The sequence below is a fragment of the Ramlibacter aquaticus genome (genome assembly GCF_015159745.1).
Classification (GTDB): domain Bacteria; phylum Pseudomonadota; class Gammaproteobacteria; order Burkholderiales; family Burkholderiaceae_C; genus Ramlibacter; species Ramlibacter aquaticus.
The window spans coordinates 1-18,543 of the sequence record NZ_JADDOJ010000080.1 but is presented as its reverse complement, the minus strand read 5'-3'; the positions used below and the strand labels follow the sequence as shown (position 1 = coordinate 18,543).

The 18,543-nt window shown below is 71.8% G+C and carries 20 protein-coding genes; 11 read left to right on the top strand and 9 right to left on the bottom strand.

Annotation, left to right across the window (positions count from 1 at the left end):
• Positions 1-38: 38 nt before the first annotated feature.
• The 3 genes from IM725_RS16315 to IM725_RS16305 all read right to left on the bottom strand — a co-directional run bounded on the left by IM725_RS16315 (position 39) and on the right by IM725_RS16305 (position 2,898).
• Complete coding sequence (locus IM725_RS16315) at positions 39-1,838, bottom strand: DEAD/DEAH box helicase (RefSeq protein ID WP_193781695.1); 1,800 nt, start codon at positions 1,836-1,838, stop codon at positions 39-41.
• Positions 1,839-2,041: 203 nt separating this feature from the next.
• Complete coding sequence (locus tag IM725_RS16310) at positions 2,042-2,437, bottom strand: hypothetical protein (protein WP_193781694.1); 396 nt, start codon at positions 2,435-2,437, stop codon at positions 2,042-2,044.
• The gene (locus IM725_RS16305) at positions 2,437-2,898 is read right to left on the bottom strand and encodes a metallophosphoesterase family protein (RefSeq protein ID WP_193781693.1); all 462 of its coding nucleotides are present in this window, start codon (positions 2,896-2,898) and stop codon (positions 2,437-2,439) included. The genes IM725_RS16310 and IM725_RS16305 overlap by 1 nt, the downstream gene beginning before the upstream one ends.
• Positions 2,899-3,227: 329 nt before the next feature.
• On the opposite strand from IM725_RS16305, the gene nirB reads away from it, so the two are divergent.
• Genes nirB through IM725_RS16285 form a run of 4 tightly spaced genes read left to right on the top strand, consistent with a single transcriptional unit; the run spans position 3,228 to position 8,721 of the window.
• Positions 3,228-5,753 (top strand): nitrite reductase large subunit NirB, encoded by a 2,526-nt coding sequence (nirB, locus tag IM725_RS16300; protein WP_287067443.1) that lies wholly within the window; start codon positions 3,228-3,230, stop codon positions 5,751-5,753.
• A 19-nt stretch (positions 5,754-5,772) separates the two neighbouring features.
• On the top strand, positions 5,773-6,138 hold the full coding sequence (gene nirD, locus IM725_RS16295) for a nitrite reductase small subunit NirD (RefSeq protein ID WP_193781692.1): 366 nt from the start codon (positions 5,773-5,775) through the stop codon (positions 6,136-6,138).
• Between the two features lie 38 nt (positions 6,139-6,176).
• Positions 6,177-6,989 carry a formate/nitrite transporter family protein gene (locus IM725_RS16290; protein ID WP_193781691.1) on the top strand — a complete coding sequence of 271 codons (813 nt, stop codon included), beginning with the start codon at positions 6,177-6,179 and terminating at the stop codon, positions 6,987-6,989.
• A gap of 4 nt (positions 6,990-6,993) precedes the next feature.
• Complete coding sequence (locus IM725_RS16285; protein ID WP_193781690.1) at positions 6,994-8,721, top strand: bifunctional protein-serine/threonine kinase/phosphatase; 1,728 nt, start codon at positions 6,994-6,996, stop codon at positions 8,719-8,721.
• Positions 8,722-8,773: 52 nt separating this feature from the next.
• On the opposite strand, the gene IM725_RS16280 is transcribed toward IM725_RS16285, so the two are convergent.
• Together IM725_RS16280 and orn are read right to left on the bottom strand one after the other, a co-directional pair.
• Positions 8,774-9,217, bottom strand: coding sequence for an SRPBCC family protein (locus tag IM725_RS16280; protein ID WP_193781689.1), 444 nt, complete (start codon positions 9,215-9,217; stop codon positions 8,774-8,776).
• A gap of 17 nt (positions 9,218-9,234) precedes the next feature.
• Positions 9,235-9,831: an oligoribonuclease gene (gene orn, locus IM725_RS16275; RefSeq protein WP_193781688.1), complete on the bottom strand. Its 597-nt coding sequence runs from the start codon at positions 9,829-9,831 to the stop codon at positions 9,235-9,237.
• Positions 9,832-9,862: 31 nt separating this feature from the next.
• Between orn and IM725_RS16270 the strand changes: the two genes are divergently transcribed.
• From IM725_RS16270 to rsgA, 3 genes are read left to right on the top strand one after another with little or no spacing between them, the layout of a single operon-like run.
• On the top strand, positions 9,863-11,125 hold the full coding sequence (locus tag IM725_RS16270) for a M48 family metallopeptidase (protein ID WP_193781687.1): 1,263 nt from the start codon (positions 9,863-9,865) through the stop codon (positions 11,123-11,125).
• Positions 11,122-11,424 (top strand): 4a-hydroxytetrahydrobiopterin dehydratase, encoded by a 303-nt coding sequence (locus tag IM725_RS16265; RefSeq protein ID WP_193781686.1) that lies wholly within the window; start codon positions 11,122-11,124, stop codon positions 11,422-11,424. Before IM725_RS16270 ends, IM725_RS16265 begins: the two co-directional genes overlap by 4 nt.
• Positions 11,421-12,323 carry a ribosome small subunit-dependent GTPase A gene (rsgA, locus tag IM725_RS16260; protein ID WP_193781685.1) on the top strand — a complete coding sequence of 301 codons (903 nt, stop codon included), beginning with the start codon at positions 11,421-11,423 and terminating at the stop codon, positions 12,321-12,323. Before IM725_RS16265 ends, rsgA begins: the two co-directional genes overlap by 4 nt.
• A gap of 3 nt (positions 12,324-12,326) precedes the next feature.
• On the opposite strand, the gene IM725_RS16255 is transcribed toward rsgA, so the two are convergent.
• Positions 12,327-13,523, bottom strand: a complete 1,197-nt coding sequence (locus tag IM725_RS16255; protein ID WP_193781684.1) for a urate hydroxylase PuuD — start codon at positions 13,521-13,523, stop codon at positions 12,327-12,329.
• Between the two features lie 28 nt (positions 13,524-13,551).
• A complete protein-coding gene (gene xdhC, locus IM725_RS16250) occupies positions 13,552-14,361 on the bottom strand; it encodes a xanthine dehydrogenase accessory protein XdhC (RefSeq protein WP_193781683.1) in 810 nt (269 codons plus the stop codon).
• A 100-nt stretch (positions 14,362-14,461) separates the two neighbouring features.
• Between xdhC and IM725_RS16245 the strand changes: the two genes are divergently transcribed.
• A complete protein-coding gene (locus tag IM725_RS16245) occupies positions 14,462-14,977 on the top strand; it encodes a hypothetical protein (RefSeq protein WP_193781682.1) in 516 nt (171 codons plus the stop codon).
• 31 nt (positions 14,978-15,008) lie between these two features.
• Here IM725_RS16245 and uraH read toward each other — a convergent pair whose 3' ends face one another.
• On the bottom strand, positions 15,009-15,362 hold the full coding sequence (gene uraH, locus IM725_RS16240; protein ID WP_193781681.1) for a hydroxyisourate hydrolase: 354 nt from the start codon (positions 15,360-15,362) through the stop codon (positions 15,009-15,011).
• 35 nt (positions 15,363-15,397) lie between these two features.
• Between uraH and puuE the strand changes: the two genes are divergently transcribed.
• Positions 15,398-16,333, top strand: a complete 936-nt coding sequence (puuE, locus tag IM725_RS16235; RefSeq protein WP_193781680.1) for an allantoinase PuuE — start codon at positions 15,398-15,400, stop codon at positions 16,331-16,333.
• 142 nt (positions 16,334-16,475) lie between these two features.
• Here the strand turns inward: puuE and IM725_RS16230 are convergent, their stop codons facing one another.
• Positions 16,476-16,742 (bottom strand): GlsB/YeaQ/YmgE family stress response membrane protein, encoded by a 267-nt coding sequence (locus IM725_RS16230; RefSeq protein ID WP_193781679.1) that lies wholly within the window; start codon positions 16,740-16,742, stop codon positions 16,476-16,478.
• 340 nt (positions 16,743-17,082) lie between these two features.
• On the opposite strand from IM725_RS16230, the gene IM725_RS16225 reads away from it, so the two are divergent.
• Together IM725_RS16225 and IM725_RS16220 are read left to right on the top strand one after the other, a co-directional pair.
• Entirely contained in the window at positions 17,083-17,910 is an 828-nt protein-coding gene (locus IM725_RS16225) for an urease accessory protein UreD (RefSeq protein WP_193781678.1), read from the top strand.
• A gap of 192 nt (positions 17,911-18,102) precedes the next feature.
• The coding region (locus tag IM725_RS16220) for a hypothetical protein (RefSeq protein ID WP_193781677.1) at positions 18,103-18,543 on the top strand (441 nt) is incomplete at its 3' end.

The following is an 18,543-nucleotide window of genomic DNA, read 5'->3' as shown; positions in this document are numbered from 1 at the left end:
GGCTGGGAGGCGGGCGGCCGGGCGGGCCGCGCTGTCGCTCAGCGCGCCGGCTTGTAGGGCCGCTTCTTCATGTCGCGCGGCACGAAGACCTTGCCGCCGTTGCCGGGACGGGCCGGCGCCGGACGGGCACCGCCGTTGTTGCCGGCGCCGAAGCCCTCGCCGTCGCGGCGCGGGGCCCAGGCACCGACCTCGCGCGGGGCGGCGTCGCCGAAGCCGCGCTTGCGGCCGTAGCCGGGGGCGGGGGCACGGTCGCCGCCGAAGCCGCCGGCGTCACGCTGGAAACCGGCGTCACGCTGGAAGCCGGCGTCGCGCGGGGCGAAGCCGTCGCGCTGGCCGCCGTCGCGGTGCAGGTGGTTGTCGCGGTGGAAGCTGCCTTCGCGGCCGCCACGGGCGGCACGGAAGCCGCCGCGGTCACCGGCGCGCTCGCCGCCCCGGCCACCGCCGAAGTTGCCACGCGGCTGGATGCGCACCTGCGGCTCCAGGCCGGGGATGGTCTCGGCCTTGAAGGGCTGCTTGGTGTAGGCCTCGATGTCGAACAGGCGGCGGCGGTCGCGCATCTCGGCGAAGGTCACGGCGATGCCGTCGCGGCCGGCGCGGCCGGTGCGGCCGATGCGGTGGGTGTAGTCCTCGGCCTTCATCGGCAGGCCGAAGTTGAACACGTGGGTGATGCTGGGCACGTCGATGCCGCGGGCGGCCACGTCGGTGGCCACCAGCACCTGCACCTGGCCGCTGCGCAGCGCCATCAGGCGGCGGTTGCGCAGGCCCTGGCTGAGGGCGCCGTGCAGCGCGACGGCGGAGAAGCCGTCCTGCTGCAGTTCATGGGCCAGCCCGTCGCACTCGACCTGGGTGCTGGCGAAGACGATGGCCTGGTTGATGGAGGCATCGCGCAGCCAGTGGTCCAGCAGCTTGCGCTTGTGGGCCAGGTTGTCGGCGTAGAACAGCACCTGCTTGATGTTGACGTGGCGCTCCTGCGGCGAATCCACCTGCACGCGGCGCGGCTCGCGCATCACGCGGGCGGCCAGCTGCTGGATGCGCGGCGCGAAGGTGGCCGAGAACATCATGGTCTGGCCGCGCTCGATGGTCAGCTGGTTGACTTCGGCCAGGTCGTCGGCGAAGCCCAGGTCCAGCATGCGGTCGGCCTCGTCCACGACGAGGAAGCGCACCTTGTCCAGCTTGATCTGCATGGAGCGCTGCAGGTCCAGCAGGCGGCCCGGGGTGGCGACCACCAGGTCGGCGTTCTGCAGGCGGGCGATCTGGATCTGGTAGGGCATGCCGCCCACCACGTTGGCGATGCGCAGGCCGCGGCAGTGCTTGACCAGCTCGATCGCGTCGTGCGCGACCTGCTGCGCCAGCTCGCGCGTGGGGCACAGCACCAGCGCGCCGGGCTGGGCCGGGCTGAAGTTGCGCGGGTTGGTCGGGTCCTTGCGGACCTTGCGCTTGGGCGCGGGCTCGCCGCGCTCGGCGGCTTCGGCCACCGCGCGCTCGTACTCCAGGCGCTCTTCGTCCTGCGCGCGGGCCTTGTCGCCCAGCAGGGTGTGCAGCACCGGCAGCAGGAAGGCCGCGGTCTTGCCCGAGCCGGTCTGGCTGGAGACCATCAGGTCGTTGAAGCGGGCCTGGCCATCGGCCTGCGGCAGCGCCTGGGGGATCACCTCGTCCTGCACCGTGGTGGGCTGGGAGTAGCCCAGGTCCTCGATGGCGGCGAGCAGCTCGGGCGCGAGGCCCAGCTTGGCGAAGCCGTTGGGCGGCAGAGCCATCTCGGCGGCCGGGGCGGCGTCCAAGGCGATGGAAGTGTCTTGCGCAGGCGCGTTGTCGCCCTGCACGTCAAAAGTGTCGGTCATGAATGGTCTCGCGCGGCCGTGGCGCTCTGGCGCACGGACCGTCGTCAATGGGTGGAAACAAAAACATCCACCATCAACGACGCGCGGCGGGATTTCCAGTGTGTTCGGAAAGAGCCCAGGCCGTTGGCCCTTCATGGGCCGGCAGGTGACAGGAGATGCACGACGGCTGCCTTGCTGCAGCCAAGCCTTGAATTATCGCAGGTTCAGGGTTTTCCCGCAAGTGCCCGGGCCTGGACTTCGAAGGCATTATCCCAGTAGGGGTCGCGGCCGCGCAGCCACTGCCACAGGCTGGAGGCGGCATAGGCCGGGAAGAAGAAGGCGCCCCAGCGCTCGTACTGCGCCACGTGCACCCGTTCGTGGGGCAGCAGCGCGCGGCACTCCTCGCGCGTCACGGCCAGCACCACGTGGCCCAGGGCCATGGCGCGGTAGGGCAGCGCGCGGGCGACGCGGCCGCAGCGCAGGCCGCTTTCGCGCCAGGTGAAGACCAGCAGCCCGCCCTCCGCATGCCAGCGGCCGCCCCCGGCCAGCACCAGCGTGCCCAGCAGCAGCCCCGGCAGCGAGCAGGGTGCGGCCCACAGGCGAGGCAGCCAGGCCGGCATCAGGCCTCCAGCAGGTGGATGGCCGGGCGCACCTGGCCCTCCTCCACCACCAGCTCGCCCAGGGCCACCGGCAGGCGGAAGCGCCGCCGGCCGGCGCTGCCGGGGTTCACATAGAGCACGCCCGCTGACTCGCGCACGCCAGGGCGGTGCGAATGGCCGCTCACGACCACGCGCACGCCCTGCGCCACGGGGTCGATGGCGAGGGTGGCGAGGTCGTGCACCACGTGCACCGCCACCGCGCCGAAGCGCAGCGTCACGGCCTCGTCCAGCGCCTGCGCCCAGGGGCCCTCGTCGGTGTTGCCGCGCACGGCCGTCACCGGCGCCAGCGCGGCGAGCGCGTCCAACAGCTGCGGCCCGCCGATGTCGCCGCCGTGCAGGATGTGGTCGCAGCCGCGCAGCGCGTCCAGCGCCTGCGGCCGAAGCAGGCCGTGCGTGTCGGAAATCAGGCCGATGCGCAGCATGCCTGGAGTGTGCGGCAAGCCGCGACTGCCGTGGGGTGCGCCGATACGGTGCGCGACGCGCCATGGTGGTGCCGGATGGGCTGGACGCGCGTCGCCGCAGCCGACCGCGACCCCACGGCTGAGCGTGACGGCCGTCACACGGGTTGGCACGGTGCTTGCGGTAAGCCCTGCACTTGACCAGAGCGTGCCGCAAGGCCGCCCTCGACAGCCTGGCGCACAACGACGTGACGCCCGTGCACAACGACGTGCACCTGATGGGTCTGGCAGGCCGAGCGCGCATCCCCGCGGGGACGCGGCGCCGCGCGACATCGAATCCTGAGGAAGGCACAGTGAAGATCATCGTCATCGGCCACGGCATGGTGGGCCACAAGTTCCTGGAAAGCCTGCGCGCGGGCCCGCTCGCCGACGCCCAGGTCACGGTGCTGTGCGAGGAAGCCCGTGCGGCCTACGACCGGGTGCACCTGTCCGACTACTTCAGCGGCCGCAGCGCCGAGGCGCTGTCCCTGGTGCCCCAGGGCTTCTTCGACCGGCCCGGCACCGTGCTGCGGCTGGCCACCCGGGCGACGGCCATCGACCGCGCGGCCCGCACCGTCACCACGGCGGCCGGCGACTGCCTGCCCTACGACAAGCTGGTGCTGGCCACCGGCTCCTTCCCCTTCGTGCCGCCCGTGCCCGGCCGCGAGCGCGAGGGCTGCTTCACCTACCGCACCCTCGAAGACCTGGAGGCCATGGCCGCCCTGGGCGCGCGCAGCGCCAGCGGCGTGGTGATCGGCGGCGGCCTGCTGGGCCTGGAGTGCGCCAAGGCCCTGCGCGACATGCAGCTGGCCACGCACGTGGTCGAGTTCGCGCCGCGCCTGATGGCCCTGCAGGTGGACGAAGAAGGCGGCCGCATGCTCCGCCGCAAGATCGAGGACCTGGGCGTGGCCGTGCACACCGGCAAGAACACGACCCGCATCGGCGAGGGCACCCACGCGCGCCACCGCCTGGAATTCGCCGACGGCAGCCACCTGGAGGCCGACATGGTGGTGTTCTCCGCCGGCATCCGCCCGCGCGACGAGCTGGCCCGGGCCTGCGGCCTGGCGCTGGGCCCGCGCGGCGGCGTCGCCATCGACGCGCACGCCCGCAGCAGCGACCCCGACATCTACGCCATTGGCGAATGCGCGGCCTGGAACGGCCAGCTCTTCGGCCTGGTGGCGCCCGGCTACGACATGGCGCGCGTGGCCGCCAGGCACCTGGCCGGCGAGGACGCACGCTTCAACGGCGCCGACATGAGCACCAAGCTCAAGCTGCTGGGCGTGGACGTGGCCAGCATCGGCGACGCCCAGGGCGCCACCGAGGGCAGCCGCAGCTTCCGCTTCGAGGACGGGCAGCAGCAGGTCTACAAGAAGATCGTGGTCTCGGCCTGCGGCAAGAAGCTGCTGGGCGCGGTGCTGGTGGGCGATGCCGCCGAGTACGGCACGCTGCTGCAGCGGGTGCAGAACGGCATTCCGCTGCCGCCGCAGCCGGCCTCGCTCATCCTGCCGGCCGTGGACGGCCAGCCGGCCGCCGGCCTGGGCGTGGAGGCCCTGCCCGCGCAGGCGCAGATCTGTTCCTGCAACGACGTCAGCAAGGCCGCGCTGTGCAGTGCGGTGGCCGGCGGCGCCACCGACATCGGCGCGCTCAAGGCCTGCACCCGCGCCGGCACGGCCTGCGGTGGCTGCCTGCCGCTGGTGACGCAGGTGATGAAGGCCGAGCTGAAGAAGCAGGGCCTGGCGGTGAGCAACCACCTGTGCGAACACTTCGCCCACTCGCGCCAGGAGCTGTTCCACCTGGTCAAGGTGGAAGGCATCCGCAGCTTCGACGCGCTGCTGGCCCGCCACGGCCAGGGCCTGGGCTGCGACATCTGCAAGCCGGTGGCGGCCAGCATCCTGGCCTCGTGCTGGAACGACTTCATCCTGCAGCGCGAGCACGCCGCGCTGCAGGACTCCAACGACTACTTCCTGGGCAACATCCAGAAGGACGGCACCTACTCGGTGGTGCCGCGCATGCCCGGCGGCGAGGTGACCCCGGACGGGCTGATGGCCGTGGCCCGGGTGGCCAAGACCTACGGCCTGTACACCAAGATCACCGGTGGCCAGCGGGTCGACCTGTTCGGCGCGCGCGTGGACCAGCTGCCCGCCATCTGGGAAGAGCTCATCGCCGCCGGCTTCGAGTCCGGCCATGCCTACGCCAAGGCGCTGCGCACGGTGAAATCCTGCGTGGGCTCGACCTGGTGCCGCTACGGCGTGGGCGACAGCGCCGGCCTCGCCGTCGACCTCGAGAACCGCTACAAGGGCCTGCGCGCGCCGCACAAGATCAAGTTCGGCGTCTCCGGCTGCACGCGCGAGTGCGCCGAGGCGCAGGGCAAGGACGTGGGCATCATCGCCACCGAGCGCGGCTGGAACCTCTATGTCTGCGGCAACGGCGGCATGAAGCCGCGCCACGCCGAACTGCTCGCGCAGGACCTCTCGCGCGAGCAGCTGGTTCGGCTGATCGACCGCTTCCTCATGTTCTACGTGCGCACGGCCGACCGGCTGCAGCGCACCAGCACCTGGCGCGACAACCTGGAAGGCGGCCTCGCCTACCTCAAGGCCGTGGTGGTGGACGACCACCTGGGCCTGGCCGCCGAACTGGAGGCCGACATGCAGCGCATCGTCGACAGCTACCAGTGCGAGTGGAAGGCGGCCGTGAACGACCCCGAGGCGCGCAAGCGCTTCCGCCAGTTCGTCAACACCGACCGGCCCGATCCGCACGTGGTCTTCGTGCGCGAGCGCGGCCAGATCCGCCCGGCCACCGTCCTGGAGCGCGACAGCGCGCCCGAGCAGCAACCCGCCTGACCTCCCGAGGAGTCCCATCATGAGCACCACCCCCCGCCCCGCCACCGGTTCCGGCGTCCGCCAGTGGATGCCGGTCTGCCGCATCGACGACATCCTGCCCAACACCGGCGTCTGCGCGCTGGTCGAGGACCGCCACGTCGCGGTCTTCCACGTCAAGGACGCGGGCGAAGGCCTGTTCGCCATCGACAACGTGGACCCGCATTCCAAGGCCAGCGTGCTTTCGCGCGGCCTGGTCGGCAACCTGGGCGAGCGCATCGTCGTCGCCTCGCCGCTCTACAAGCACCACTTCGACCTGCGCAGCGGCGAATGCCTGGAAGCGCCCGAGAAGTCGGTGGCCGCCTACCCGGTGCGCGTCGAAGGCCGCACCGTCCTCGTCGCCGTCTGAGCCCCATTCCACGTTCCACGTTCCACAGGAGTTCCCCCATGGCCTACATCGTTCCCTCAGAATTCGTCACCAAGATGGTGGACGCCGGTGAATCCAAGATTCACATGGGCACGCGCGACACCCTGATCCGCGCCTTCATGGCCGGCGCCATCCTGGCGCTGGCCGCCGTCTTCGCGGTCAGCATCAACGTGCAGACCGGCCAGCCGCTGATCGGCGCCATCCTGTTCCCGGTCGGCTTCTGCATGCTGTACCTGCTGGGCTTCGACCTGCTGACCGGCGTGTTCGTGCTCAGCCCGCTGGCCTGGATCGACCGCCGGCCCGGCGTCACCTTCCAGGGCGTGCTCAGGAACTGGGGCCTCACCTTTGTGGGCAACTTCGCGGGCGCGCTCACGGTGGCCGCGATGATGGCCATCGTCTTCACCTTCGCCTTCTCCACCGAGCCCAACGCCGTCGGCAAGGCGATCTCGGTCATCGGCGAGAACCGCACCCTGGGCTACGCCAAGTACGGCGCGGCCGGCATGCTCACGCTGTTCATTCGCGGCATGCTGTGCAACTGGATGGTGTCCACCGGCGTGGTCGGTGCGATGATCTCCACCCACGTGAGCGGCAAGGTGATCGCCATGTGGATGCCCATCATGCTGTTCTTCTACATGACCTTCGAGCACTCGGTGGTGAACATGTTCCTGTTCCCCTTCGGCCTGCTGACTGGCGCCCACTTCACGCTGATGGACTACCTGCTGTGGAACGAGATCCCCACCGTGCTGGGCAACCTGGTGGGCGGCCTCTCCTTCACCGGCCTGACCCTGTACGCCACGCACCTGAAGACGGTGCCCAAGCGCGTTCCCGCCTGAGTTCGTGCAGCGGCTGGCCGTCCGCACCGGGCAGTACTCCAGCGCCGGCCGCAAGCCGGTCAACCAGGATTTCCACGGCCTCGCGCTGCCCACGGACGGGCGGCTCGAGGCCAAGGGCATCGTGCTCGCGGTGGCCGACGGCATCAGCAGCAGCCCGGTGGCGCGCGAGGCCAGCCAGGCCGCGGTGACCGGCTTCCTGGAGGACTACTACTGCACCTCGGAGGCCTGGTCGGTGCGGCGTGCGGCCGAGCGCGTGCTGGCCGCCACCAACGCCTGGCTGTACGCGCAGACCCAGGCCGGCCAGGGCCGCTGGGACAAGGACCGCGGCTGGGCCTGCACCTTCAGCGCGCTGGTGCTCAAGGGCCGCAGCGCCCACCTCTTCCACATCGGCGACGCGCGCATCTGGCAGCTGCAGGGCCGCACGCTGGAGCCGCTCACCGCCGAGCACCGCATCCACGTCGGCGGCGGCCAGAGCTACCTGGGCCGGGCGCTGGGCATCGCGCCCCAGGTGGAGATCGACCACCGCACCCTGCCGGTGGTGCCGGGCGACACCTTCGTGCTCAGCACCGACGGCGTGCATGGGCACCTGCCGGCCGCGCGCATGGCCGCCCTGCTGGCCCAGCACGGCGAGGACCTGGAGGCGGCGGCGCGGGCCATCGTGGAGGCCGCGCTGGCGGCCGGCAGCGAGGACAACCTCACGCTGCAGCTGGTGCGCGTGGACGCGGTGCCGCAGGCCGAGGCGGGCGAGCTCGCCCAGCGCGCCGCCGAGCTGCCGCCGGCGGGCCTGCTCGCGCCACGCAGCCTGCTGGACGGCCTGCGCATCCAGCGCGAGCTGCACCACAGCGACCGAAGCCACGTCTACCTCGCGCTCGACGAGGCCAGCGGCCAGCGCGTGGTGGTGAAGACCCCCTCGACCGAGATGCGCGAGGACCGTGCGGCGCTGGAGCGCTTCCTCATGGAGGAGTGGATCGCGCGGCGCGTGGACAGCCCGCACCTGCTCAAGGCCTGCCTGCCCGATCGCCCGCGCACCCAGCTGTACACCGTGATGGAGTACGTGCCGGGCCGCACCCTGGCGCAATGGATGCGGGACCACCCCCGCCCCTCGGTGGACGAGGTGCGCGACATCGTGGTGCAGCTCGCGCGCGGGCTGCGCACGCTGCACCGGGCCGAGATGGTCCACCAGGACCTGCGGCCGGCCAACGTGATGGTCGACGAGGCGGGCACGGTGCGGCTGATCGACTTCGGCGCCACGCAGGTGGCCGGCGTGCTGGACGCCGGCGGCGCTCCGCTGCCCCTGCCCGGCACCGCCCAGTACATGGCCCCGGAGTATTTCCTGGGGGCGGCGGGCACGGCCCGGTCGGACCTGTTCTCGCTGGCGGTGATCACCTACCAGCTGCTCACCGGCCGCCTGCCCTACGGCATGGACGTGGCCAAGTGCCGCGACCTCGCCGGCCAGAAGCGCCTGCGGGCGCGGCCCGTCACCGAGTTCCGCCGCGACGTGCCGGCCTGGGTCGATGCGGCCCTGCGCGAAGCGCTGCAGGTGGAGCCGCAACGCCGCCCCGCCGACGTGGACGAGTTCGTGCACGCGCTGCTGCACCCCGTCCACGGCACCGCGGCCGGGCGCCCCGTCCCGCTCATCGCGCGCGACCCGGTGGTGTTCTGGAAGGCGCTGTCGCTGCTGCTGGGGCTGGGCTGCCTGGCCCTGCTGGGGATGCGGGCGCTGGGGCACTGAGGGCGCGTGCCCGCGGCAGCGCCGGCGAGCGCGGCGTCGCCGCCGCCTGCTCTCAGCCCGGGATCTGCGGCTCGACCAGCGCGCGCAGCTGGTCCAGCGACTCCTGCCAGCCCAGGTAGCACATCTCCACCGGGATGGCCTCGGGCAGGTTCTCCTGCGTCACCTCGAGATCGCAGCCGCAGCTCACCGCCCGCAGCCGCACCGTGCACAGGATCTCGCCCGGCAGCTGGGGGTCGTCGAAGCGGTCGGTGTAGCGGATCAGCGCGGCCGGCTCCAGCGCCTGGTAGGTGCCGGCGAAGCTGTGCGAGCCGCCGCCGGAGAAGTTGGTGAAGCTCATGCGGAAGCCACCGCCGACCCGGGCGTCCATGGCGTGCACGGTGCAGGTGAAGCCCTGCGGCGGCAGCCACTTGGCGAGCGCCGGCGCCTCCAGGAAGGCGCGGTACACGCGCTCGGGCGGTGCGCGCAGCACGCGATGCAGGCGGACGGTGTTGCCCATGGCAGGCTCCCCGAAGTCTATGGCGAGAGGTTGAGGAAATGCTCGCGGTAGTGCGCGAGCTCGTCGATGGATTCGTGCACGTCGGCCAGCGCGGTGTGCGCCTGCTGCTTCTTGAACGACGAATAGGCCGCCGGCTTCCAGCGCCGCGCCAGTTCCTTGAGCGTGCTCACGTCCAGGTTGCGGTAGTGGAAGTACGCCTCGAGCTTCGGCATGTACTTCACCAGGAAGCGCCGGTCCTGGCCGATGGTGTTGCCGCACATGGGCGAGCCGTTGCGCGGCACGTATTTGGCGATGAAATCGATCAGCGCCTGCTCGGCCTGCGCTTCGGTGGTGGTCGAGGCCTTGACCTTGTCGATCAGCCCGCTCTTGCCGTGCGTGCCCTTGTTCCAGGCGTCCATGCCGTCCAGCAGCGCATCGCTCTGGTGGATGACGAAGACCGGACCCTCGATGCGGGGCGTGAGGTCGGGGCCGGTGACGATGACGGCGATCTCGATCAGGCGGTCGCTCTCGGGGTTCAGGCCGGTCATTTCGCAGTCCAGCCAGACCAGGTTCTGGTCGCTGCGGCCCAGCGTGGGCGCGGCCGCGTTCGGGGTGTCTTCGGGGGTCTCGGGCATGGCGGGATTGTCGCCGCTAAACTCGTACGCCATGAATGCTTCCGAATGGATGACGCTGGCCTTCGCCGGCTTCCTGACTGCGGGCCTGGCCACCCGGCTGTGGCTCGCCAGCCGCCAGGTGCGCCACGTGGCCCGGCACCGCGAGGCCGTGCCGGCCCCCTTCGACGCCCGGGTGCCGCTGTCGGCGCACCAGCGCGCCGCCGACTACACGGTGGCCAAGGTGCGGCTGGGCATCCTGGAGTCGGCCTGGACGGCCGCCGTCCTGCTGGGGTGGACCCTGCTGGGCGGGCTGGACGCGCTGCACCACGCCGTCACCGGCGCGCTGGCGCCCGGCATGCTGCGCCAGATCGCCCTGGTCGCGGCCTTCGTCGCCATCGGCGGCCTGCTGGACCTGCCCTTCACCCTGTACCAGACCTTCGTGCTGGAGGAGCGCTTCGGCTTCAACAAGATGAGCTGGCGGCTCTGGCTGGCCGACGCGGTCAAGGGCGTGCTCCTGGCGGTGGCGCTGGGCCTGCCCCTGCTGTGGGTGGTGCTGGCGCTGATGCAGGCCGGCGGCAGCCTGTGGTGGCTGTGGGCCTGGGGCGTGCTGGTGGCCTGGCAGCTGCTGGTGATGTGGATCTCGCCGCGCTTCATCCTGCCGCTGTTCAACAAGTTCACCCCGCTGGCCGACGAGGCCCTGCGCGAGCGCGTGACCCGGCTGATGGAGCGCTGCGGCTTCGCGGCCCAGGGCCTGTTCGTAATGGACGGCAGCAAGCGCAGCGCGCACGCCAATGCCTTCTTCACAGGCTTCGGCGCCAACAAGCGGGTGGTGTTCTTCGACACCCTGCTGGCCCAGCTCTCCGGCCCCGAGATGGAGGCGGTGCTCGCGCACGAGCTCGGCCACTTCCGCCGCCGCCACATCGTCAAGCGCATGGTCGCCGGCTTCCTGCTGAGCCTGGCGGGCTTCGCCCTGCTGGGCTGGGTGTCGCAGCAGCTGTGGTTCTACACCGGGCTGGGCGTGCGCCCGGCGCTGGCCGGCTCCAACGACGCGCTGGCCCTGCTGCTGTTCACGCTGGCGGTGCCGGTGTTCTCCTTCTTCGTCTCGCCGCTGTTCGCCCAGCTGTCGCGCCGGCACGAGTTCGAGGCCGACGCCTTCGCCGTGCAGCAGACCAGCGGCGCCGACCTGGCCGCCGCGCTGCTCAAGCTCTACGAGGACAACGCCTCCACCCTCACGCCCGACCCGGTCTACGTGCGCTTCTACTACTCGCACCCGCCGGCCAGCGAACGGGTGGCCCGGCTGGGAGCGCCCGCATGAGCACGCGCGAGCCCCTGACCGACGCGCAGGTGGACCAGGCCCTGGCCGCACTCGCCGGCTGGGCCCGCACGGGCAGTGGCGCCCAGGCGGCCATCGAGAAGACCTTCCGCTTCGCCGACTACGCGGCCACCATCGCCTTCGTCAACGCGGTCGCCGCGGTGGCCGAGGCGCTGGATCACCACCCCGACCTGGGCGTGCACTGGGGCCGCGTGGTGGTGCGCTACAACACGCACTCGGCCTCGGCCGTCACCGCGCTGGACATCGAATCCGCCCGCCGCGTGGACGCGCTGCGCCCATGAACATCGGCCTCGTCGTCGCCAGCCACGGCCGGCACGTGCTGGTGGAGGACGACGCGGGGCATCGCATCCTGTGCCACCTGCGCGGCAAGAAGAACGCCTCGGTCGTGGGCGACCGCGTGCGCTGGATGCCCAGCGGCGACGAGGGCAGCGTCGAGGGCGTGCAGCCGCGCCGCAACATCTTCTGGCGCCAGGACGAGATGCGCACCAAGTCCTTCGCCGCCAACCTGGACCAGGTGCTGGTGCTGGTGGCCGCGCAGCCCGAGTTCTCCGAGAGCCAGCTGACCCGCGCGCTGATCGCCTGCGAGGCGGCCGGCATCGCGCCGCTGGTGGCCCTGAACAAGAGCGACCTGGTCGAGGATTTCGAGCGCGCGTGGCAGCGGCTGCTGCCCTACCAGCGCATGCACTACGGCGTGCTGCCGCTCTCGCTCAAGCGCTCGGGAGAGGTCGACCGCGACAAGCTGATGGCCCACCTGGAAGGCAAGGCCACGCTGGTGCTCGGGCCCTCGGGCGCGGGCAAGAGCACGCTGGTGAACCTGCTGGTGCCGGGTGCGACGGCGCAGACCGGCGAGATCTCACAGGCGCTCAATTCCGGCAAGCACACCACCACCAGCACCACCTGGTACTGGTGTGACGCGCAGCGCCGCACCGCCCTGATCGATTCGCCCGGCTTTCAGGAATTCGGCCTGCGCCACATCGACCCGGCGCAGCTCGCGGCCTACATGCCCGACCTGCGGCCGCATGTGGAGCACTGCCGCTTCTACAACTGCACCCACCTGCACGAGCCCGGCTGCGGCGTGATCGCGGCGGTGGGCCGCGAGGACGGCAGCGGCATCACGCCCAGCCGCTACCGCATCTACCGCGAGCTCTTCGAGGAACTGTCGCAGCCGCCGAAGTGGTGAGGCTCAGCGCACCGGCGCGCCGCCCTGGAACCAGCCGGCGATCAGCGCCCGCTCCTGCTCGGTGATGCCGGTGGCGTTGTTCATGGGCATGGCGCGCAGCACCACCGCCTGCTGGTAGATCTCGGACGCGTGCGCGGCCACCGCCTGCGGCTCATCGAAGCGCAGGCCCTTCATCTGCACCTGGGCGCCGTGGCAGGCATAGCAGCGCTGCGCCAGCACCGGCTGCACCTGCGCCCAGCCCACCTGCGCCGGCACCGCCACCGCCGGCGCGGGCAACGGCCGCAGCCAGGCGATCACGCCCAGCACCAGCACCACGCCCACCAGGGCGTAGGGCCAGGGATGGCGGTTGCGCCCCAGCTTGGCGCCGTGCCGCAGCACGAAGAACTGGCGGATCGCCGCGCCGGCCAGCATCATGAGGATCAGCACTGCCCAGTTGCGCGGATGGCTCCACAGGAAGCTGTAGTGGTTGGACAGCATGGCGAACAGCACCGGCAGCGTGAAGTAGGTGTTGTGCACGCTGCGCTGCTTGCCGCGCCTGCCGTGCACCGGGTCCACCGGCTCGCCGGCGCGGATCGCGGCCACCACCTTGCGCTGGCCGGGGATGATCCAGAAGAACACGTTCGCGCTCATCGCCGTGGCCATCATCGCGCCCACCAGCAGGAAGGCCGCGCGGCCGGGGAACACGCGGCAGGCGGCCCAGGCCGCCACGCACACCAGCGCCACCACCACGGCGCCCACCACCGCGTCGCCGTTCCTGCGGCCGCCCCAGAGCCTGCAGGCCGTGTTGTAGGCCGTCCAGAACAGGTACAGCGAGGCCAGGGCCACGCCGGCGGCGACGGCGGGCGGCCAGTCCATGCGCTGGCGATCGACCAGGAAGGTCCCGGCGTTCCACAGGTACAGCACCGAGAACAGCGCGAAGCCGCTCAGCCAGGTCGAGTAGCTTTCCCAGAAGAACCAGTGCAGGTGCGCGGGCAGCCTGGGCGGCGCCACGTTGAACTTCACCGGGTGGTAGAAGCCGCCGCCGTGCACCGCCCACAGCTCGCCGTCCACGCCCTGGCGCTTCAGGTCCTCGTCCACGGGCGGGGTCAGGCTCAGGTCCAGGAAGACGAAGTAGAACGAGGAGCCCACCCAGGCGATGACGGTGATCACGTGCACCCATCGCAGCAGCAGGTTGGCCCAATCCAGCAGGTAGTTCTCCATCGCGTGTCGCGTCCTCGGTGGATGCCCGTCAGGGCGGTGCGGCAAGCAGCAGCTGCGCCGCCACGCTGGCGGCGATCACCTCGGGCTGCTTGCCCCGGATACCCGGGATGCCGATCGGGCAGGTGATGCGGGCGAGCTCCTCCTCGGCGAAGCCGCGTGCGCGCAGCCGGCTTCGGAAGGTGGCCCACTTGGTGGCGCTGCCGATCAGGCCCACGAACGGCAGGTCGCCCTGCACGCGCAGGCGGCGCAGGCAGGCCGCCACGATGTCCAGGTCCTCGGCATGGCTGAAGCTCATGACGAGCACCCGCGAGCCCGCCGGCAGCAGCGGCACCGCGGCCTCGACCGGGTCCGAGTGCTCGCACTGCACCCCGTCCGGTGCGGGCGCGGGGAAGATGTTGTCGCGGCTGTCGATCCAGGTCAGCGCATAGGGCAGCGGGGCCACGGCCTGGGCGATGGCCCGGCCGACGTGGCCGCCGCCGAAGAGTGCGAGCGGCGCGCGCGGCGCGGCCAGGCGCTGCGCCAGGTCCGCGGCCTGCCCGGGCCCCAGGCGCTCGAAGCGCAGGTGCATCACGCCGCCGCAGCATTGGCCCAGGCTGGGCCCGAGCGCGTAGCGCTGCAGCGCGGGGGCGTCCTCGCCGGCCAGCATCCGGCGGGCGCTCGCCATGGCCTGCAGTTCCACGTGGCCGCCGCCCACGGTGCCGGCGACATCGCCCGCGAACACCGCCATCCAGGCGCCCGGCTCGCGCGGCGCGGAGCCCTGCACGCGCTCCACCCGCACCAGCACCGCCGGCTCGGCGGCCAGGCGGGCGGCGGTCCATTCAAGTGCGTCGGAAGGCATGGCTGGCGTCAAAAAGCAAGAACCGTGGGCGAAAGGTAAACCCGCTGGAAAGCGGGCGCGGCTTGTCGTTCAATGGCTGAGTTCAGCAACAGGACAGCGCATGAAACGAATCCTGCACCATCCCGCGGCGGCCTGCGCGGCCGCAGCCGCCCTGGCCACCGCCGCCCTGCTCGCGGGCTGTGGCTCGGCCCCCCGTGGCGAGCCGCCCGCGGCAGCCCCGGCCGCCGGCCCCGACGAAGCGGCGGCACCGCCCGCCATCCCGGCCGACGTGCGCGTGTCGCAGGCGGCCACGCCGCGCGCCTACCGTGCCGACGCCGCGGCGCACCTCTACGCGGCCAACCGGGACCGCATCTGGAGCGGCAAGCTGCCGCCCATGCTGCACGCGGTCGCGGTGCTGCAGGTGGACATCGACGCCCGGGGCAACGTGCGGCAGCTGCACTGGATGCGCAAGCCCTCGCACGCGCCCGAGGTGGTGACCGAGATCGAGCGCACGGTGCGCGCGGCCTCGCCCTTCCCGATTCCCGCGCGCATGGGCACGGTGACCTACACCGACACCTGGCTGTGGGACCGCAGCGGCCGCTTCCAGCTCGACACGCTGACCGAAGGCCAGCTCTGACGCCGGGCCCCGCGCGCGCGCCGACGCGGGCTCAGGAGCCACGGTAGGTCGAGCAGCTCCAGGGGCTGGCCAGCAGGGGCACGTGGTAGTGGGACGCCGTGTCGGCGATGCCGAAGTCCAGCGCCACGCGGTCCAGGAAGGGCGGGTCCGGCAGCTCGACGCCGCGCGCACGGAAGTAGGCCGCCACGTGGAACACCAGGCGGTAGGTGCCGCGCCGCAGGGCCTGCGTGTCCAGCACCGGGCCGCCCTCGGTGCGGCCGTCGGCATTGAGCTGGAAGCTGCGCAGCAGCCGCGCGCCGCCGTCCGCGGTGTCGTAGAAATCGACCGTCATGCCGGCCGCGGGGCATCCGTTCATGGTGTCGAGGACGTGCGTGCTCAGGCCCATGTACCATCCTTGCGTCTTTGATTCGAGCCTCCAGTATGACCTACGACAGCACGGCCCCGTACCCCCGCGACCTGGTCGGCTACGGCCGCAATCCGCCGCAGGCGGACTGGCCGGGGCAGGCGCGCGTGGCGGTGCAGTTCGTGCTCAATTACGAGGAGGGCGGCGAGAACGCGGTGCTGCACGGCGACGCGGGCTCGGAGCAGTTCCTCTCCGAGATGTTCAACCCGGCGAGCTACCCCGACCGGCACCTGAGCATGGAGGGCATCTATGAATACGGCTCGCGCGTGGGCGTCTGGCGCATCCTGCGCGAGTTCGAGCGGCGCGGCCTGCCGCTGACGGTGTTCGGCGTCGCCATGGCGCTGCAGCGCCACCCCGAGCTCACCGCCGCCTTCACCGAGCTGGGCCACGAGATCGCCTGCCATGGCTGGCGCTGGATCCACTACCAGGGCATGGACGAGGCGCAGGAGCGCGCGCACCTGCAGCAGGCGGTGCAGGCCCTGCAGGCCCTCACGGGGCAGCACCCGGCGGGCTGGTACACCGGGCGCGACAGCCCCAACACGCGCCGCCTGGTGGTCGACGAGGGCGGCTTCGAGTACGACAGCGACTACTACGGCGACGACCTGCCCTTCTGGATGAAGGTGCGCAAGAGCGACGGCCAGGTGGTGCCGCACCTGGTGGTGCCCTACACCCTGGACACCAACGACATGCGCTTTTCGCTGCCCCAGGGGTTCGCCCAGGCCGAGGACTTCTTCATCTACCTGCGCGACAGTTTCGACGCGCTCTACGCCGAGGGCGCCGACACGCCGCGCATGATGAGCGTGGGCATGCATTGCCGCCTGCTCGGTCGGCCCGGGCGCATCGTCGCGCTGCAGAAATTCCTGGACCACATCGCCAGGCACGACAAGGTCTGGGTCTGCCGCCGCATCGACATCGCCCGCCACTGGAAGGCCCGCCACCCCTACGCGGGCTGAAGCCGGTCGGGCCGCGCGCCGCCAGAAAAAACGAAACCCCGCGTGCCGGGGGGCAACGCGGGGCCGGAGGGCCGGCGCGCCCGGGTGTCGCGGGCGCGGGAAGGCACCGGCGGCTGCCGATGCCCGGGGAAGCGGAAGCTGCTTAGCGCACGCGACCGCGGCGGAACAGGTTCACGATCGCCAGCAGGATGATCGCGCCGACCAGCGACACCAGCACCGAGCCGATGCTCAGGCCGTCGTTGATGGTGCCCGTGCCCACCAGGGGCGAAATCAGCCAGCCGCCGATGAAGGCGCCGACGATACCGACGATCACGTTCAGCAGGATGCCCTGCTGCCCGTCCGTCCTCATGACCAGGCTGGCGAGCCAGCCCACGATGCCACCCACGATCAACCACAGAATGAAGTTCACTTGACACTCCTTTGCCGAAAACGGCGATTTGTGAAAGCGGACCGGCCCTCGTGGCTCCGGTCCCCCGCCGCCCCCGCGGCGGCCGGTGAAAGCCAATATCGGCGCGACACATCCTGACATCCGTAGTCGCCCGTCAAGGCTCATCGTGCGCGGGCACCTTGCCGCGGCGTCGGAGCCTGCCTACCCGCAAACAGGAACTTTCTTCGCGCCCGGCTGGCCCCAGGCCGCAGGATGGGGCATTCTTCTTGCTTCCCGGCTCGCCGAGCCGCCGCTGCACAAGAGCTTCCATGGACCCCCAACGACACCTGACGGCCGGGCTGCCAGCACGCCGCCCCCACTGATGGCCTGGCAGGCCACGCTCTCGCTGGACTGGCGCCTGGAGACGGGCCGCTGCGCCGCGCGCTTCGCCCACCAGGGGCCGCTGCGCGTGCTGCAGACGCTCTACCCCGAGGGCGACACCATCGCCCACAACGTGCTGGTGCACCCGCCCAGTGGCCTGGTGGCAGGCGACACGCTGGACATCGCGATCAGCGCCGGGCCGGGGGCGCACGGCGTGGTCACCACGCCGGGGGCGGGCCGCTTCTACCGCAGCGACGGCGAGGCCGCGGCGCAGCGCACGCGCATCGCCCTGGCCGCGGGCGCACGCATGGAATGGCTGCCGCAGGAGACGATCTGCTACAGCGGCTGCGAGGCGCAGAACGAGCTGGCGGTCGCGCTCGCACCGGGCGCCGAGATGATGGGCTGGGACCTGCTCGCGCTGGGCCTGCCGGGCTCAGGCCAGCCCTTCCTCGCCGGCCGCGTGCGGCAGCGCATCGCGCTGGACGGGGCGTGGCTGGACCACGGCCGCATCGCCGCCGATGACGCCGCGCTGATGGACGGCCCGCTGGGCCTGGCGGGCCAGCGCTGCCTGGGCACCTTCTTCTTTGCCGCCGGGGAACCCCTGGGGCGGGCACGGCGCGAGCAGGCCCTGGACCTCGCCCGCGCGCAGATCGAGGCGGCCGGCTTCATCCATGCGGGCGCCACGGCCCCCGGCGACCGCGTGGTGGTGCTGCGGGCGCTGGCGCCCGTGGTGGAGCCGGTGATGGACCTCTTCAAGGCAGTGCGCGCGGCCTGGCGGCCGGCGCTGTGGGGCCTGGCGGCCAACCCGCCGCGCACCTGGGCGCTGTAGGCGCAGCCCAGGCGCGGCCGCTGCGCCACGGACCGCGGTGGAGCTGCCCGGCGCATAGGGCACGGGTCGTGCCGGAGCGCCGCGTCCTACGCCGGCACCCGCCGCGCCCTGCCCCGCACAGGGCACCCGGTCCGGCAGAGCAGTGCGGCCTGCGCGCCTAAGGTGGGTGGATCACCCACTGCGGAGACCGCCATGAACAACCACCGGAACAGCACGGCCGCTTTCGGCGCGGCCATCCTGCTCGTCGTGACCGCCGCGACCGCCCAGGTCGTGGTCCAGCCCGGCGCCGCCAGCCCCGGCGCCGATGCGATCGACAACAGCGGCAACTACCAGAGCGAAGTGCAGGCCTGCAAGCAGGGGCGCAGCGCCGAGGACGAGGCGACCTGCCTGAAGGAAGCGCGCAACGCACGGGCCGACAAGCAGCGCGGCGCGCTCGCCAACGGTGCCGACTACCGCGCCAACGCCATGGCGCGCTGCAACGCCCTCAGCGGCGAGGACAAGACCGCCTGCGAAGCGCGCATGCTGGGCTATGGATCGGTCTCGGGCAGCGTGGCCGGCGGCGGCGTGCTGCGTGAGGTGGAAACCGTGCAGATGCCGCCCGGACAGGACAGCGTGACCGTGGTGCCCAAGACC

Excerpts from the sequence above, each read along its gene's own strand:
- IM725_RS16315 (WP_193781695.1), bottom strand. The coding sequence starts at position 1,838 with ATGACCGACACTTTTGACGTGCAGGGCGACAACGCGCCTGCGCAAGAC.
- IM725_RS16310 (WP_193781694.1), bottom strand. The coding sequence starts at position 2,437 with ATGCCGGCCTGGCTGCCTCGCCTGTGGGCCGCACCCTGCTCGCTGCCG.
- IM725_RS16305 (WP_193781693.1), bottom strand. The coding sequence starts at position 2,898 with ATGCTGCGCATCGGCCTGATTTCCGACACGCACGGCCTGCTTCGGCCG.
- nirD (WP_193781692.1), top strand. The coding sequence starts at position 5,773 with ATGAGCACCACCCCCCGCCCCGCCACCGGTTCCGGCGTCCGCCAGTGG.
- IM725_RS16290 (WP_193781691.1), top strand. The coding sequence starts at position 6,177 with ATGGCCTACATCGTTCCCTCAGAATTCGTCACCAAGATGGTGGACGCC.
- IM725_RS16280 (WP_193781689.1), bottom strand. The coding sequence starts at position 9,217 with ATGGGCAACACCGTCCGCCTGCATCGCGTGCTGCGCGCACCGCCCGAG.
- orn (WP_193781688.1), bottom strand. The coding sequence starts at position 9,831 with ATGCCCGAGACCCCCGAAGACACCCCGAACGCGGCCGCGCCCACGCTG.
- IM725_RS16270 (WP_193781687.1), top strand. The coding sequence starts at position 9,863 with ATGAATGCTTCCGAATGGATGACGCTGGCCTTCGCCGGCTTCCTGACT.
- IM725_RS16265 (WP_193781686.1), top strand. The coding sequence starts at position 11,122 with ATGAGCACGCGCGAGCCCCTGACCGACGCGCAGGTGGACCAGGCCCTG.
- rsgA (WP_193781685.1), top strand. The coding sequence starts at position 11,421 with ATGAACATCGGCCTCGTCGTCGCCAGCCACGGCCGGCACGTGCTGGTG.
- IM725_RS16255 (WP_193781684.1), bottom strand. The coding sequence starts at position 13,523 with ATGGAGAACTACCTGCTGGATTGGGCCAACCTGCTGCTGCGATGGGTG.
- xdhC (WP_193781683.1), bottom strand. The coding sequence starts at position 14,361 with ATGCCTTCCGACGCACTTGAATGGACCGCCGCCCGCCTGGCCGCCGAG.
- IM725_RS16245 (WP_193781682.1), top strand. The coding sequence starts at position 14,462 with ATGAAACGAATCCTGCACCATCCCGCGGCGGCCTGCGCGGCCGCAGCC.
- uraH (WP_193781681.1), bottom strand. The coding sequence starts at position 15,362 with ATGGGCCTGAGCACGCACGTCCTCGACACCATGAACGGATGCCCCGCG.
- puuE (WP_193781680.1), top strand. The coding sequence starts at position 15,398 with ATGACCTACGACAGCACGGCCCCGTACCCCCGCGACCTGGTCGGCTAC.
- IM725_RS16225 (WP_193781678.1), top strand. The coding sequence starts at position 17,083 with ATGGCCTGGCAGGCCACGCTCTCGCTGGACTGGCGCCTGGAGACGGGC.